General features: G+C 72.5%; 12 protein-coding genes. 8 read left to right on the forward strand and 4 right to left on the reverse strand.

Translation table 11 applies throughout. The features are described 5' to 3' along the window. Window positions 1-10: 10 nt before the first annotated feature. Window positions 11-1,414, reverse strand: a complete 1,404-nt coding sequence (locus ABZ887_RS40285) for a M1 family metallopeptidase (RefSeq protein ID WP_361301515.1) — start codon at window positions 1,412-1,414, stop codon at window positions 11-13. 168 nt (window positions 1,415-1,582) lie between these two features. On the opposite strand from ABZ887_RS40285, the gene ABZ887_RS40290 reads away from it, so the two are divergent. Then, window positions 1,583-1,930, forward strand: a complete 348-nt coding sequence (locus ABZ887_RS40290; RefSeq protein ID WP_361301518.1) for a DUF488 family protein — start codon at window positions 1,583-1,585, stop codon at window positions 1,928-1,930. Window positions 1,931-2,021: 91 nt separating this feature from the next. Here the strand turns inward: ABZ887_RS40290 and ABZ887_RS40295 are convergent, their stop codons facing one another. Continuing rightward, window positions 2,022-3,695 carry an FAD-binding dehydrogenase gene (locus ABZ887_RS40295; protein ID WP_361301703.1) on the reverse strand — a complete coding sequence of 558 codons (1,674 nt, stop codon included), beginning with the start codon at window positions 3,693-3,695 and terminating at the stop codon, window positions 2,022-2,024. 17 nt (window positions 3,696-3,712) lie between these two features. Then, window positions 3,713-4,369 (reverse strand): TetR/AcrR family transcriptional regulator, encoded by a 657-nt coding sequence (locus ABZ887_RS40300; protein WP_361301521.1) that lies wholly within the window; start codon window positions 4,367-4,369, stop codon window positions 3,713-3,715. Between the two features lie 120 nt (window positions 4,370-4,489). Between ABZ887_RS40300 and ABZ887_RS40305 the strand changes: the two genes are divergently transcribed. The 3 genes from ABZ887_RS40305 to ABZ887_RS40315 all read left to right on the forward strand — a co-directional run bounded on the left by ABZ887_RS40305 (window position 4,490) and on the right by ABZ887_RS40315 (window position 7,211). Then, window positions 4,490-5,116 (forward strand): alpha-ketoglutarate-dependent dioxygenase AlkB, encoded by a 627-nt coding sequence (locus ABZ887_RS40305; protein ID WP_361301523.1) that lies wholly within the window; start codon window positions 4,490-4,492, stop codon window positions 5,114-5,116. An 85-nt stretch (window positions 5,117-5,201) separates the two neighbouring features. Further along, window positions 5,202-5,951: an MBL fold metallo-hydrolase gene (locus ABZ887_RS40310; protein ID WP_361301526.1), complete on the forward strand. Its 750-nt coding sequence runs from the start codon at window positions 5,202-5,204 to the stop codon at window positions 5,949-5,951. Between the two features lie 24 nt (window positions 5,952-5,975). After that, entirely contained in the window at window positions 5,976-7,211 is a 1,236-nt protein-coding gene (locus tag ABZ887_RS40315) for a DUF4032 domain-containing protein (protein ID WP_361301529.1), read from the forward strand. Window positions 7,212-7,231: 20 nt separating this feature from the next. On the opposite strand, the gene ABZ887_RS40320 is transcribed toward ABZ887_RS40315, so the two are convergent. Further along, window positions 7,232-8,101 (reverse strand): universal stress protein, encoded by an 870-nt coding sequence (locus ABZ887_RS40320; RefSeq protein WP_361301532.1) that lies wholly within the window; start codon window positions 8,099-8,101, stop codon window positions 7,232-7,234. Between the two features lie 190 nt (window positions 8,102-8,291). On the opposite strand from ABZ887_RS40320, the gene ABZ887_RS40325 reads away from it, so the two are divergent. From ABZ887_RS40325 to ABZ887_RS40340, 4 genes are all read left to right on the forward strand, one after another. Next, window positions 8,292-9,968: an FAD-dependent oxidoreductase gene (locus ABZ887_RS40325; RefSeq protein ID WP_361301535.1), complete on the forward strand. Its 1,677-nt coding sequence runs from the start codon at window positions 8,292-8,294 to the stop codon at window positions 9,966-9,968. Next, window positions 9,965-11,440 (forward strand): ATP-binding protein, encoded by a 1,476-nt coding sequence (locus ABZ887_RS40330; RefSeq protein WP_361301538.1) that lies wholly within the window; start codon window positions 9,965-9,967, stop codon window positions 11,438-11,440. Before ABZ887_RS40325 ends, ABZ887_RS40330 begins: the two co-directional genes overlap by 4 nt. Then, window positions 11,437-11,790, forward strand: a complete 354-nt coding sequence (locus tag ABZ887_RS40335; RefSeq protein WP_361301541.1) for a UBP-type zinc finger domain-containing protein — start codon at window positions 11,437-11,439, stop codon at window positions 11,788-11,790. The genes ABZ887_RS40330 and ABZ887_RS40335 overlap by 4 nt, the downstream gene beginning before the upstream one ends. 114 nt (window positions 11,791-11,904) lie before the next feature. Then, window positions 11,905-14,781, forward strand: a complete 2,877-nt coding sequence (locus ABZ887_RS40340) for an AAA family ATPase (RefSeq protein ID WP_361301544.1) — start codon at window positions 11,905-11,907, stop codon at window positions 14,779-14,781. Window positions 14,782-14,789: the final 8 nt, after the last annotated feature.

Consider the following 14,789-nt stretch of genomic DNA (forward strand, 5'->3'; position numbering starts at 1 on the left):
ACCCGACCCGCTACGGCTTCCCCTTCTTGTACAGCCACGTCTGGAACAGCGAACCGAGATCCTTCCCCGACTCCTTCTCCGCGAGCTTCACGAACTCCGCGGTGGTCCCGTGCCCGTACCGGTGCTGCGAAGCCCAGTCCCGCAGGATCCGGAAGAACGCCGCGTCCCCGACCGCCTTCCGCAGCTCGTGCAGCGCCATCGCGCCCCGCGCGTAGACCGGCGTGCCGAAGATGTTCTCCCCGCTGCCCGGGTCCGCCGGCGGGTACGCCCACAGCTCGTTGCTCGCCGGCTTCGCGTACAGCGCGTCGAAGGTTTTCTGCGCGCTGTCGCCCCCGTGCTGCTCGCTGTACAGCCACTCGGCGTACGTGGCGAAGCCCTCGTTGAGCCAGATGTCCTTCCAGGCGGTGAGGGAGACGGAGTCGCCGAACCACTGGTGGGCGTTCTCGTGCACGAGCGTGCTCAGGTCCGGCGCCGAGTCGTAGATCGGCCGGCCCTGCGTCTCCAGCGCGTACCCGACGCTCGGCGCGTGGTCGACGATCGACCCGGCGGAGCGGAACGGGTACGGCCCGAACAGCTTGCTCTCCCACTCCAGCACCGACGGCAGCTTCTTCAGCACCGCCGCGGACCCGCTCGCCTCGCGCGGGTCGACCGCGTTGTAGACCTTGATCCCGTCCCGGGTGGTGTACTGCTCGACCTTGAACTTGCCGACCGTGGCGGTGGCGAGGTACGCGGCCATCGGCTCGGTCTGGCGCCACCGGAAGGTGGTGCGGCCGTCGGACGTGCGCTGCCCGAGGAGGACGCCGTTGGCGACGGCGGTGCGGCCCTTGGGGACGGTGATCGTGAAGTCGTACGACGACTTGTCCTTGGGGTGGCTGTTCGCCGGGAACCAGGTCATCGCGCCCTGCGGCTCCCCGGCGACGAACGCGCCGTCGTCGGTGCGGATCCAGCCGTCGGCCGAGCCGTCGGGGTCGGTGACCTGCTTGGGGGTGCCGTTGTACAGCACGGTGACCCGGAAGTCCCGGCCCTTCGCCAGCGCCCGCGCCGGCGTGACGACGAGCTCCTGCCCGCTGCGGCTGAAACGCGCGGTCCGGCCGTCGACGGTCACCTTGGTGACCTTCAGACCGCTGAGGTCGAGGTCGAAGCGGGTGAGTTTCTCGGTGGCGCGGGCGGTGAGGACCGCCTTGCCGTCGAGGTGCCGGGACGAGGTGTCGTAGCGGAGCGTCAGGTCGTAGTGGCTGACGTGGTAGCCGCCGTTGCCGCTGAGCGGGAAGTAGGGGTCGCCCGCGCCCGCGGCGCCTATCGTGCTCGCCGAGGCCGTTCCGGCGCCGGCCAGCAGCGCCGCCACGGCGACCGGGACGGTGGCGAGGACGGCCTCGCGGCGGAGGACTGCGGTACGTCTGCTTGCGCCCTGCACATGGACTCCTTGGGGGGGGTGGCCGATGATCAGTGGCCCACAGACTAGGCGCGCGGGTGTCCGCGTTTCCCCCTCATTCTGGTCAAGCCGCGCCGCGTCGGCAGCCCGTGGCGCGGGCCCGCCGCATACGCTCGCGCCACCGACAGCGAACCGAGAGGTGCATCGACCGTGAGCGTGCGCGTCCGCAGGATCTACGAGTCGCCCGAGCCGGCGGACGGGGTGCGTGTCCTGGTGGACCGGCTGTGGCCGCGCGGGCTGTCCAAGGAGGTCGCGCACGTGGACGAGTGGCCGAAGGGGCTGACACCGTCGGACGAGCTGCGCCGCTGGTTCCACGCCGGCGGGTCGTACGAGGAGTTCGTGCGCCGTTACGAGGCGGAGCTCGCCGCCCCCGAGGCCGCCGAACTCCTCGCCGGCCTGCGGGAGTCGGCGCAGAAGGGCCAGGTGACCCTGCTCACCTCGTCCAAGACCCCGGACGAAAGCCACGCCACGGTGCTGGCACGGCTCCTGGCCGCCTGAGCGCCCCGTAAGGGGCGCGGGGAACTGCGCGACCAGCCACGACGGCGCCGCAGACGACCGACGGCCCGCCACGGCCCTTCCAGCGCAGCGCCTAGGCGGTCTGCTGCGCCGCCGCGCGTCCCGCCGCCCGGCCCGAGAACAGGCAGCCGCCGAGGAACGTGCCCTCCAGCGCGTTGTAGCCGTGCACGCCGCCGCCGCCGAAGCCGGCCACCTCGCCGGCCGCGTACAGCCCGCCGATCGGCTGCCCGTCGGCGTCGAGGGCGCGGGAGTCCAGGTCGGTCTGGATGCCGCCGAGGGTCTTGCGGGTCAGGACGTGCAGCTTGACGCCGATCAGCGGTCCGGCGGCCGGGTCGAGAATGCGGTGCGGGGTGGCGACCCGGCCGAGGCGGTCGCCGATGTAGCGGCGGGCGTTGTGGATGCCCTGGACCTGGGAGTCCTTGCTGTAGGAGTTGTCGATCTGCAGGTCGCGGGCGACGATCTGGCGGCGTACCTCGGCCGTGTCGAGCAGTGGCTTGTCGGTGAGGCCGTTCATCTTCTTCACCAGCTGGTCCAGGGAGCTCGCGGTGACGAAGTCCGCGCCGTGGTCGAGGAAGGCCTGCACCGGGCCGGGCGCGCCCTTGCCGAGCAGCCGGTCGCGGAGCACGGCCTTGCGGTCCTTGGCGGTGATGTCGGGGTTCTGCTCGGAGCCGGAGAGCGCGAACTCCTTCTCGACGATCTTCCGGGTGAGGACGAACCAGGAGTGGTCGTATCCGGCGATGTCCTCGGTGGTGCGCAGGTACTTGAGGGTGTTGAGGGTGTCGTAGCCCGGCAGGCAGGGGTCGGGCAGGCGGCGGCCGAGGGCGTCGAGCCAGATGGAGGAGGGACCGGGGAGGATGCGGATGCCGTGGCCGGGCCAGATGGGGTTCCAGTTCTGGATGCCCTCGGTGTAGTGCCACATGCGGTCGCGGTTGACCAGGCGGACGCCGGCCTCGGCACTGATGTCGAGCATGCGGCCGTCCACGTAGGCGGGGACGCCGGTGACCATCTCGGCGGGGGGTGTGCCGAGGCGTTCGGGCCAGTAGCGGCGGACGATGTCGTGGTTGGCGCCGATGCCTCCGCTGGTGACGACGACGGCCTGGGCGGTGAGTTCGAAGTCGCCGAGGCGGTCGCGGTTGGACGCGACGCCGCGCGGCGAGTCGTCGGGGGCGAGAACGGTGCCACGGACGCCCCGCACCTCGCCGTCCTCGATGACGAGTTCGTCGACCTGGTGGCGGTGGTAGAAGGTGAGCAGTCCGTCGCCGGCGGCCTGCTTGGCGTAGCGGGCGAACGGCTCTACCACGCCGGTGCCGGTGCCCCAGGCGACGTGGAAGCGGGGAACGGAGTTGCCGTGGCCGTGGGCGCGCAGGTCGCCGCGCTCGGCCCAGCCGACGGTCGGCAGCAGGCTGATGCCGTGGCTCTGCAGCCAGGGCCGCTTGTCGTACGCCGCGAACTCGACGTACGCGCGCGCCCAGCGCATCGCCCAGGAGTCCTCGTCGTCCTTCCGGTCGAACTGGGCACTGCCCTGCCAGTCGTTCCAGGCCAGGTCGAAGGAGTCCTTGATGCCGAGGCGGCGCTGTTCGGGCGAGTCGACGAGGAAGAGCCCGCCGAAGGACCAGAACGCCTGGCCGCCCAGGTTGGCGGCGTTCTCCTGGTCGACCAGGGCGACCCGCCGGCCCCTGCTGGTGAGTTCGTGCGCCGCGACCAGGCCGGCGAGACCGGCTCCGACGACGATGACGTCCGCGTCCATGGCGACTGATGCCCTTCTCATACGGGGTGGGTGGTGCCGTTCGGTCGTGCGGGGTGGGTGCTGCCGTCGGTCAGCAGCGCGGTGAGCAGTTGCCCCAGCCAGGTGCGGGCCCGGTCCACGTCCCTGTCGAGCAGCAGCTGGACGGTGACTCCGTCGTAGGCGGCGACCACGGCGTGCGCGGCGCCGTCGGCATCGCCGAGGACGGCGGGGACCGGGGTGTGGCCGCGGGCCCGGAAGAGACGGTCGGCGATGGCCTGGCGGAGCCGGGTGCGGTGGTCGAGGAGGATCCCGGCGACGGCCGGGTCCCGGGCGGCGTGCACCAGGAAGTCGGTCTTCACCAGCAGCCAGTCCACGTCGAGGAGCAGCACGTCGGTGACCCGGTCCACGGAGGCCGGTACGTCCAGGTCGGTGCCGTCGCCGGCGAGGGCGTCGGCGACCTGCCGGGCGATGAGGTCGGCGCGCTCCCGGTAGAGGGCGAAGAACAGCTCGTCCAGGGTGGCGAAGTTGGAGTAGAAGGCGCCCCGGCTGAACCCGGCGGCCTCGCAGACCTCCTCGATGGAGACCCGCCCGAAGCCCTTGGCGGCGAAAACGGTGAACGCGGCGTCGAGCAGCCGGGCGCGGGTCCGTACCCGCCGCCGGGTCACGCGCTGGGGCGCACCGCCGTTCGCTGTCATGTACCGGCCTCCGTTCGATACGCGAATGTATCGGATACATCAACGTATCGAAAGGCCCGCGACGGCCCGCCCGGAGAATTCGAATGGAACAGATTTTCGATTAAGGAGTACGCTGGCTCCATGGCCACGCACCTCCAGGGCTCCCTGTTCGACCAGACCGACGAGCTGCGGCTCGGCGGCCTCGACGGCATCGGGCGGACCGCGCTGGGCTCCGGCGCCTGGATCGACGTGCTGCCCGGCTGGCTGAGCGGCGCGGACGCACTGTTCGAACAGCTGGCGGCGGACGTCCCGTGGCACGCCGAGCGCCGCACGATGTACGACAACGTCGTGGACGTACCGCGCCTGCTCGCCTTCTACGGCGCCACCGACCCGCTCCCCCACCCCGTCCTGACCGAGGCCCGAGAAGCGCTCACCCGGCACTATGCCGAGGAGCTGGGCGAGCCGTTCGCCACGGCCGGGCTCTGCTACTACCGCGACGGCCGGGACAGCGTCGCCTGGCACGGCGACCGGATCGGCCGGGGCGCCCGCGAGGACACCATGGTCGCCATCCTCTCCGTGGGCGCGCCCCGCGACCTGCTGCTGCGCCCCCTGCACGGCGGTCCCTCGGTCCGGCGCCCGCTCGGCCACGGCGACCTGATCGTGATGGGCGGCTCCTGCCAGCGGACGTGGGAGCACTGCGTACCGAAGACGACCCGGGCCGCCGGGCCGCGGATCAGCATCCAGTTCCGGCCACACGGGGTGCGGTGACCCGGTCCTCGGCAACGGGCGGCCCGCCGCATGTGGTTGGCTGTCCTCCGTTTCGATCGGCACGAACGGGCAAGCCGGAGTGATCATGCGGGCAGCGGTACACGAAGTCGGCAAGGGCGCCTATCTGGTGCACGGCCAGCACACCAACTGGGTGATCCTCAAGGACGGTGACGCGGTCACGCTGGTCGACACCGGTTACCCCGGCGACCGGCAGGGGCTGCTCGACTCCCTCGCGGAGGTGGGCAGTTCACCGGAGGCGGTCGCGGCCGTCCTGATCACCCACGCGCACAACGACCACCTCGGCTCGGCCGAGTACCTGCGCGACGCCCACGGCACGCCGGTCTATCTGCACGAGGCCGAAGTGCCGCACGCCCGGCGGGACTTCCTCCAGCAGGTGTCCGTGGGCGAAGTGGTGAAGAACGCCTGGCGGCCGGGGGTGGTGCCGTGGCTGGTGCATGTGCTGCGCGTCGGCGGCACCGAGCAGCACCCGGTCAAGACGCCCGAGGCGTTCCCGGTCGCCGACGGCCCCCTCGATCTGCCGGGCCGCCCCGTCCCGGTGCACACCCCCGGTCACACCGACGGGCACACCGTCTACCACCTGCCCGACGCCGGGCTGGTGATCTCCGGGGACGCCCTGGTCAGCGGCCACCGCACGTCACGGATCCAGGGGCCGCAGCTGCTGCCCGACATGTTCCACCACGAGCGGGACCGGGCCCTCGCCTCGCTGGCGGTGATCGGCGAGCTCGACGGCGACACCCTGCTGCCGGGCCACGGCCCGCTGCACCGGGGTTCGGTGCGGGCGGCCGCCGAACGGGCCCGGGAGCTGGCCTCGTAACCCTCCGGCCTTAAGGTTCGTCCCATGGCCTTGCAGATCAGCGCCACCAACCCGGAGCACCCCGCGCTCCTGCTCGAACTCCCCTGGGACGTCCCGCTGGAGGAGTGGCCCGAGGAGTACCTCGTGCCGCTCCCCCGGGGCATCTCCCGGCACGTGGTGCGCTACGCCCGCGCCGGCAGCGAGGTCATCGCGGTCAAGGAGCTGGCGGAGCGCCCGGCGCTGCGCGAGTACGAGCTGCTGCGCGACCTGGACCGGCTCGGCATCCCGGCGGTGGACGCGCTCGCCGTGATCACCGGCCGCCTCGACCCGGACGGCGAACCGCTGGAGTCGGTGCTGGTCACCCGGCACCTGGGCGGCTCGATGCCGTACCGCTCGATGTTCGAGACGACCATGCGCCCGGCCACCATGCACCGCCTCATGGACGCCCTGGCGGTGCTGCTGGTACGCCTGCACCTGGCCGGGTTCGCGTGGGGCGACTGCTCGCTGTCCAACACCCTGTTCCGGCGGGACGCGGGCGCGTACGCGGCCTACCTGGTGGACGCCGAGACCGGCGACCTGCACCCGCAGCTGAGCAACGGGCAGCGGGAGTACGACCTCGACCTGGCCCGGGTCAACATCAGCGGGGAACTGCTCGACCTGGAGGCGTCGGGGGCGCTGCACCCGTCGCTGGACCCGATCGAGTTCGGGTTCGAGATCTGCACCCGGTACGGCGAGCTGTGGGAGGAGCTGACCCGGACCTCGGTGTACCCGGCCGGCAAGTACCAGTACATCGAGCGCCGGATCCGGCGGCTCAACGACCTCGGTTTCGACGTGGCCGAGATGCAGATCGAGCACTCCTCCAACGGCGACTCGGTCACGTTCGTGCCGAAGGTCGTCGACGCCGGTCACCACCAGCGCCAGCTGCTGCGGCTGACCGGCCTGGACGCCGAGGAGAACCAGGCGCGGCGGCTGCTCAACGACCTGGAGAGCTGGATGGCCACCCAGGACGACTACGCCCCCGGCGATCCGCTCGCCGCCCGCCCCGAGGTGCTGGCCCACCGGTGGGTGCGGGACGTGTTCCGCCCCACCGTGCGGGCCGTGCCGCCGGAGCTGCGCGGTTCCATGGACCCGGCGGAGATCTACCACGAGCTGCTGGAGCACCGCTGGTACCTGTCCGAGCACGCCCAGCACGACATAGGCCTGGACAAGGCGGTCGAGGACTACATCGAGAACGTGCTGCCCAAGGCGCGGGAGACCCTGGAGCCGGTCACCCCGGAGTGAACCGGGCGCCCGGGGCGCGGTCAGTCGTGCGGGACCACGGCCACCGGGCAGTCGGCGTGGTGCAGCACCCCGTGCGCGACCGACCCGATGCGCGCGCCGACCGCCGTGCGGTGGGCGCGCCGCCCGACGACCATCAGCTGGGCGCGCCCGGCCACCGACAGCAGCACCTGCCCCGCGCTGCCCATCTCCACGTGCTCGGCGACCGGCACCCCCGGGAACCGCTCGCGCAGCGGCCGCACCGCCTCCGACAGCGCCTTCCTCTCGAAGGGCTCCATGCCGCCGGCCTCGTCCAGCAGCTTCAGCGAGCCCGGGCTGTAGGCGAAGACCGGCGGCAGGGTCCAGGCCCGCACCACCCGGACCGTGGCACCGCGGGCCGCCGCCGTCTCGAAAGCGAACTCCAGTGCGGCCGCACTGTCCTCCGCGGTGCCCTGCTGCCCCACGACGACCTCCCGCCCCGCGGCCTCGGCCGCAGGGCGGTCCCCGGCCCGCACCAGGACCACGGGCCGGGCGGCGTCGGCGATCACCTGCTGGCCGACGGAGCCCAGCAGGAAGCCGACGACCCGGCCGTGCCCGCGCGAGCCCAGCGCCAGCAGCTCGGCGCCGGCGGCCGCGGCCACGAGCACCTCGACCGGGCCGCCCTCCACCACGTCGACGCCCACCGCGAGCTCCGGATACCGCCCGGTGATCGCCCGCACCGACTCGGCCACCCCGTCGGACACCCACCCGCGCTGCGTCTCCCGGTCACCGCCGACCGCCTCGTGCGCCTCGAACCGCCAGGCGTGCACCACCCGCAGCGGCAGCCCCCGGCGCACCGCCTCCCGGGCCGCCCAGTCGAGAGCGGCGAGGCTCTCCTCCGTACCGTCGACCCCTGCCGTGATCGGGCGTGTCATGCACCGGCCTCCTCGTCGGTTCCGCGTCTGGGTGATCAGTCTCGCGCACCGGCGGGTGCCCGCCGTGCACCGTCGTACAAGAGCGCAGGCGGGCGATCGAACATACGATGGGCGGGAACCGGTACGGTGGCCGCACTCCTCGCGGAGGGCCCGTCGTCCCGTGGAACCAACGGCTCGGGGTGGGAGACGTATGGCACAGGCTGCCGACGCGGCACGGACCGTCATCATGACCGTGGACGACGACCCGGGAGTGTCCCGTGCCGTCGCCCGGGACCTGCGGCGCCGCTACGGCGCGTCGTACCGGATCGTGCGCGCGGAGTCCGGCGACTCGGCGCTGGAGGCACTGCGCGAACTGAAACTCCGCGGCGACCTGGTGGCGGTGATCCTGGCCGACTACCGGATGCCGCAGATGAACGGCATCGAGTTCCTGGAACAGGCCCTGGACGTGTACCCGGGCGCGCGCCGCGTGCTGCTGACCGCGTACGCGGACACCAACGCGGCGATCGACGCGATCAACGTCGTCGACCTGGACCACTATCTGCTCAAGCCCTGGGATCCCCCGGAGGAGAAGCTCTACCCGGTCCTGGACGACCTGCTCGACGCCTGGCGGGCCAGCGACTACAAGCCGGTGCCGGCCACCAAGGTGGTCGGGCACCGCTGGTCGGCGCGGTCCTCGGACGTGCGGGAGTTCCTGGCCCGCAACCAGGTGCCGTACCGCTGGTACTCGGTCGAGGAGCCGGAGGGGCAGCGGCTGCTGGCCGCGGCGGATGCCGACGGGACGCGGCTGCCGCTGGTGATCACCCCGGACGGCACGCCCCTGGTGGAGCCCGAGGCCCCGGAACTGGCCGCACACGTGGGGCTCGCGACGACGCCGACGGCGGACTTCTACGACCTCGTGGTGATCGGCGGCGGCCCGGCCGGGCTCGGCTCGGCCGTGTACGGGGCGTCGGAGGGGCTGCGGACCGTGCTCGTGGAGCGGTCGGCGACCGGCGGGCAGGCCGGGCAGAGCTCGCGGATCGAGAACTACCTGGGCTTCCCCGACGGCGTCTCGGGCGCCCAGCTCACCGACCGGGCCCGGCGGCAGGCCACCAAGTTCGGCGCGGAGATCCTGACCGCCCGCGAGGTCACCGGACTGGAGATCAACGGGGCCGCGCGGGTGGTGCGGTTCGCGGACGGCTCGGCGGTCGCGGCGCACAGCGTGATCCTGGCGACCGGGGTGCAGTACCGGCAGCTGGAGGCGGAGGGCTGCATCGACCTGACCGGCTGCGGGGTGTTCTACGGCTCCGCGCTCACCGAGGCGACCTCCTGCCAGGGCCAGGACGTGTACATCGTCGGCGGCGCCAACTCGGCCGGCCAGGCGGCGATGTACCTGTCCCGGTTCGCCAAGTCGGTGACCCTGCTGGTCCGCGGCCCCGACCTGGCGGCGTCGATGTCGTACTACCTGATCCAGCAGATCAGCGAGGCCCCGAACATCACCGTGCGCAGCCACACAGTGGTGGACGCCGCGCACGGCGTCGAGCGCCTGGAGCAGCTCACCCTGCGCCATGTGCAGAGCGGGGACCGGGAACAGGTCGACGCCCAGTGGATGTTTGTCTTCATCGGGGCGGCACCGCTCACCGACTGGCTCGGTGACACGGTGCTGCGGGACGAACGCGGGTTCATCCTGGCCGGGCCGGACCTGACCGTCGACGGACGGCCACCGGCGGGCTGGGAGCTGGACCGGCCGCCGTACCACCTGGAGACCAGCATTCCCGGCGTGTTCGTGGCGGGCGACGCACGCGCCGAGTCCGCCAAGCGTGTCGCGTCCGCCGTCGGAGAAGGAGCCATGGCAGTGATGCTTGTCCACCGGTATCTGGAGCAGTCATGAGCGGGCAGCCGATGCCGTGCAGCCCGAAGGAGATCGGCGCGCTGTTCCTGTTCGAGAAGCTGGAGCCGGAGCAGCTCGGGCGGCTGTGCGCGGCGGGCCGGGTGGAGCTGTTCCAGCCGGGCCCCGTCTACACCGAGGGTGACCCGGCCACCTGTTTCTACGTGATGGTCGAGGGCACGGTGGTGCTCTCCCGGCAGGTCGGCGGGGACGACGTCGAGGTGACCCGGACCTCGCAGGCCGGGGTGTACGCGGGCGCGATGCAGGCCTACCTCGGGGACCGGGTGCGGCAGGCGTACAACAACACGATGCGGGTGACCGAGCCGACGCGGTTCTTCGTGCTGCCGGCCGACACGTTCGCGGAGATCATGCAGGACTGGTTCCCGATGGCCGTGCATCTCCTGGAGGGCCTGTTCTTCGGTTCGAAGAACACCCAGGCGGCGATCGGGCAGCGCGAACGGCTGCTGGCCCTCGGCTCGTTGTCCGCCGGGCTCACCCACGAGCTCAACAACCCGGCCGCGGCGGCCGTGCGGGCCACGTCGACGCTGCGCGAGCGGGTGGCGAAGATGCGGCACAAGCTCGCCATCATCGCCGGAGGTCCGTTCTCGCGGGAGCAGTTGTCCGGTCTGATCGAGATCCAGGAGCGCACAGCGGAACGGGTCGCCAAGGCGTCGTCGCTCAGCCCGCTGGAGGCCGCCGACCGCGAGGACGAGCTCACGGACTGGCTGGAGGACCACGGCATCGACCGCGGCTGGGAGATCGCGCCGACGTTCGTGCAGGCCGGGCTCGACGTCGACTGGCTGGAGCAGGTCGCGGCCGCCGTCGACGAGGAGATCCTGCCGAACTCGGTCGGCTGGCTCAACTACACCATCGAGACCGAGCTGTTGATGAACGAGATCGAGGACTCCACCACCCGTATCTCGCACCTCGTCGACGCGGCCAAGCAGTACAGCCAGCTGGACCGGGCACCGTACCGGGAGGTGGACGTGCACGAACTCCTCGACAGCACCCTGCTGATGCTGTCCGGGAAGATCGGGCAGGACATCCAGGTCGTCAAGGAGTACGACCGTACGGTCCCGCCCGTGCCCGCCTACCCCGCCGAGCTCAACCAGGTGTGGACCAACCTCATCGACAACGCGGTCTGTGCGATGAAGGACGGTGCCGTGGGTGACGGACACGGCACGCTGACCGTGCGGACGGCGCTCGACCACGAGCAACTGCTGGTCGAGTTCCGGGACACCGGGAGCGGGATCGCGCCGGAGATCAAAGACCGGATCTTCGACCCCTTCTTCACGACCAAGCCCGTGGGGCAGGGCACGGGGCTCGGTCTGGACATCTCGTGGCGGATCGTCGTGAACAAGCATCACGGCACCATGCGGGTGGAGTCGGAGCCCGGCGACACCCGGTTCCAGGTGCTGCTTCCGCTGACCGCCGAGACGCCCGAGGAATCCGAGACAGCCGTGGAGGCAGTATGAGTGGCGACACCGCGATAGACACGAACGTTCCGCCGAGCGGTGCCGGGTGTGTGGAGTGCGACGCGGCGGGGCGCTGGTGGTTCCATCTGCGACGGTGTGCGCAGTGCGGGCACATCGGGTGTTGCGACGACTCGCCGGCGAAGCATGCGACGGCGCACTTCCATGAGACCGGGCATCCGGTAATCCGTAGCTACGAGCCGGGCGAGGGGTGGTTCTGGAACTACGAGACGGATGAACTCTTCGAGGCGGGGCCGGAGTTGGCGCCGCCGGTGAGTCATCCTGCGGACCAGTCGGTGCCGGGTCCTGCGGAGCGGGTGCCGGAGGACTGGGCTCGGGTGTTGCGGGGTTGATCGCCTAGGGGGGGTGGGGGTTCTGTGGTGACGGCGGCTGCGGGTTGAGTGTGGCTGGTCGCGCAGTTCCCCGCGCCCCTGGTATCTCGGCTGGGCCCTTGTCAGGATGTGGGCGTGTCAGAGAGATCGTTTAGCACTCCCCTGATCGGTCGGGACGAGGAACTGCTCCGCCTCGGCGGAATACTTGAGCGTGCCCGGAACGGCCGTGGGCAGGCCGTGTTGGTCGCCGGGGACGCGGGGGTCGGGAAGACGCGGCTTCTGGACGAGGTCGCGGGTCGGGCGGCCGCCGCCGGAGTCACCGTCGTCGTCGGGCACTGTGTCGATCTCGGGGATGTGGGGCTGCCTTATCTGCCGTTCACCGAGATCCTCGGGGTGCTGGCGGGTGACGAGCGGTTCTCGGGGGTTCTCGCCGCCCATCCCGCCGTGGAGCGTCTCCTCGGTGCCGCCTCGGACTCCGCCCGCGACGCCGACGCGCGGCTGCGGCTCTTCGAAGGTGTGGCCGGGCTGTTCGCCGAGCTGGCGGCTGCGGTGCCGCTGCTGCTGGTCCTGGAGGATCTGCACTGGGCCGACCAGTCGTCGCGCGACCTGCTGCGGTTCCTGCTGAGCCGGGGGGTGCTCCCCCGGCGGCTCGCCGTGCTGGCGTCCTACCGTGCCGACGATCTGCACCGGCGGCATCCGCTGCGGCCGCTGCTCGCCGAGCTGGTGCGGCTGCCCGGTGTGGAGCGGCTGGAGGTGCGGCGGCTGGCCGATGCCGAGGTGGCACGGCTGGTGCGGGCGCTGGAGGAGCGGCCGCTGTCCGAGGCGAGGGTCCGGGACATCGTCGAACGGGCCGAGGGCAACGCCTTCTACACGGAGGAGCTGGTGGCCGCCGCCGACACGGACGGGATGCCGACGGGGCTCGCCGATCTGCTGCTGATCCGGGTCGAGCAGTTGTCGGAGACGGCCCAGCAGGTGCTGCGGACGGCCGCGGTGGCCGGGCGCCGGGTGGGCCACGATCTGCTGCGGGACGCGGTCGGACTGCCGGAGGAGGAGCTGGAGTCGGCGTTGCGGGAGGCCGTGGGGCGGCAGTTGCTCGTCGCCGGGGACGGGGACACGTACGCCTTCCGGCATGCCCTCGCGCGCGAGGCCGTCTACGGCGATCTGCTGCCCGGGCAGCGGGCGCGGCTGCACGGCAGGTACGCCAGGCTGCTCGCCGCGCGCGGGGGCGGGGCGGAGACGGCGGCCGAGCGGGCGTACCACTACCGGGAGAGCCACGATCTGCCCGAGGCGCTGACCGCGTCCGTTCAGGCCGCGGACCACGCCCGGCGGGTGGGTGCCCCGGCGGAGGAGCTGCGGCATCTGGAGGCGGCCCTGGACCTGTGGCCGGCCGTGTCCTGCGAGACGCGGCCCGCCGGTGAGGGGCTGGACCCGGTGTCCTTGACGCTGCGGGCGTCGGCGGCGGCCGCGCACTCCGGTGACGCGCACCGGGCGGTGTCCCTGACCCGGGCCGCGCTGGCCGGCACCGGGCAGGACGCGGATCCCGAACTCGCCGCCCGGGTGCGCTACACCCTCGCCGGGAACCTCATGACGGTCGACAACCTCGCCGCCGCGTTCGCCTACAGCAGCGAGGCGCTCGCGATGATCCCCGCCGAACCTCCGTCCCGGACCTGGGTGTGGGCGGCGGCCACCCATGTCATGGCGGCCCGCCAGGTCGGGGACGACGACACGGCGCTGCGGGTCGCGCGGCAGGCCCTGGAGGTCGCCGAGCGGATCGGCGCCACCGCGGCCCGGGCCGACCTGCTGATCTCCCTGGCCCGTCTGGAGGGCGGCGGACGCCGGACCCCGGAGGGGCGGGAGCGGCTCCGGGAGGCGCGGGAACTGGCGAGGTCGGCCGGGGACACGCCGGTGGAGATGCGGGCGCTGTTCACCCTGGCCATCGGCTGCTTCGAGGCGGGCGAGCTGCGCGAGTGCCTGCCGTGGATCACCGAGGGGCTCGACCGGGCCCGGCGTGCGGGGCTGCTGTCCTCGCCGTACGCCCTGGAGATGCGGTATCTGCGGCTGCTGGTGCTCTTCACGCTGGGGCAGTGGGACGAGTGTCTGCGGGTGGCCCGCGCGGATCCGGCGCCGGGCTTCGCCGAGGGGGCCGTGCTGTACATCGCGCTGGCCCGGGGCGAGCCGGATGTGGTGGAGCGGGCGAGGGCGCTGCTCGGGGAGCCGTTCGACTGGATGGGCACGTTCGTCGGGGGAATCGTGCTGACCGACGCGGCGGCGTTGCGGGGAGATGCGGAGGAGGCCGTGGCACGGGCGCGGGACGCGGTCGCGGTGCTCTCCGACGAGTTGGGGCGGGCGCCGCACGTGACGGTCCGGCTCGCCGCGCTCGCGCTGGCGGCGGTCGCGGACCGGGCGGCGGCCGAACGGCACGGCGGCGCCGGCACCGACCGCTGGAGCGGTGTCGCCGGTGAACTGGTGGAGCTGGCGCGGGCGACAGCCGCGGGGCAGGGTCCGGAGGGACAGGCCTGGCTGGCGCGTGCCGAGGCCGAGTGGACCCGGGCCGGGTCCGGGCCGTCCACCGCGGCCTGGGAGAAGGCGGTGGCCGCGTTCACGGACGGCGACGTGTACGAGGCCGCGCGGGTGCGGCTGCGGTACGCCGAGGCCCTCGCCGCCGACGGCCGGCGGGCGGAGGCCGGGGAGCAGGCGCGGGCGGTCCGGGAGACGGCGGCGGCCCTGGGGGCCGCGCCGTTGCTGGAGCGGGCGGAGACGCTGCTGCGCCGGTCGGCGCCGGCGGAGAACCCGGTCCCGCCGCTGACCGCACGCGAGCAGGACGTGCTGCGGCTGCTGGCGCTGGGCCGCAGCAACCGGCAGATCGGCGAGGAGCTGTTCATCACCGGCAAGACGGCGAGCGTCCACGTCTCCAACATCCTCGCCAAGCTGGGCGCGGCGAGCCGTACGGAGGCGGTGGCGATCGCCTACCGGGAACGCCTGATCACCCCCGAGCCGACGGCGCAGGGGTGATCAGACGG

Origin of the sequence: Streptomyces sp. NPDC047061, from assembly GCF_040643955.1 — a bacterium.
GTDB lineage: Bacteria > Actinomycetota > Actinomycetes > Streptomycetales > Streptomycetaceae > Streptomyces.

What these genes read in the sequence shown, in the direction of transcription:
- ABZ887_RS40295 (WP_361301703.1), bottom strand. Translation starts at nt 3,695, where the DNA reads ATGGACGCGGACGTCATCGTCGTCGGAGCCGGTCTCGCCGGCCTGGTC.
- ABZ887_RS40300 (WP_361301521.1), bottom strand. Translation starts at nt 4,369, where the DNA reads ATGACAGCGAACGGCGGTGCGCCCCAGCGCGTGACCCGGCGGCGGGTA.
- ABZ887_RS40305 (WP_361301523.1), top strand. Translation starts at nt 4,490, where the DNA reads ATGGCCACGCACCTCCAGGGCTCCCTGTTCGACCAGACCGACGAGCTG.
- ABZ887_RS40310 (WP_361301526.1), top strand. Translation starts at nt 5,202, where the DNA reads ATGCGGGCAGCGGTACACGAAGTCGGCAAGGGCGCCTATCTGGTGCAC.
- ABZ887_RS40315 (WP_361301529.1), top strand. Translation starts at nt 5,976, where the DNA reads ATGGCCTTGCAGATCAGCGCCACCAACCCGGAGCACCCCGCGCTCCTG.
- ABZ887_RS40320 (WP_361301532.1), bottom strand. Translation starts at nt 8,101, where the DNA reads ATGACACGCCCGATCACGGCAGGGGTCGACGGTACGGAGGAGAGCCTC.
- ABZ887_RS40325 (WP_361301535.1), top strand. Translation starts at nt 8,292, where the DNA reads ATGGCACAGGCTGCCGACGCGGCACGGACCGTCATCATGACCGTGGAC.
- ABZ887_RS40330 (WP_361301538.1), top strand. Translation starts at nt 9,965, where the DNA reads ATGAGCGGGCAGCCGATGCCGTGCAGCCCGAAGGAGATCGGCGCGCTG.
- ABZ887_RS40335 (WP_361301541.1), top strand. Translation starts at nt 11,437, where the DNA reads ATGAGTGGCGACACCGCGATAGACACGAACGTTCCGCCGAGCGGTGCC.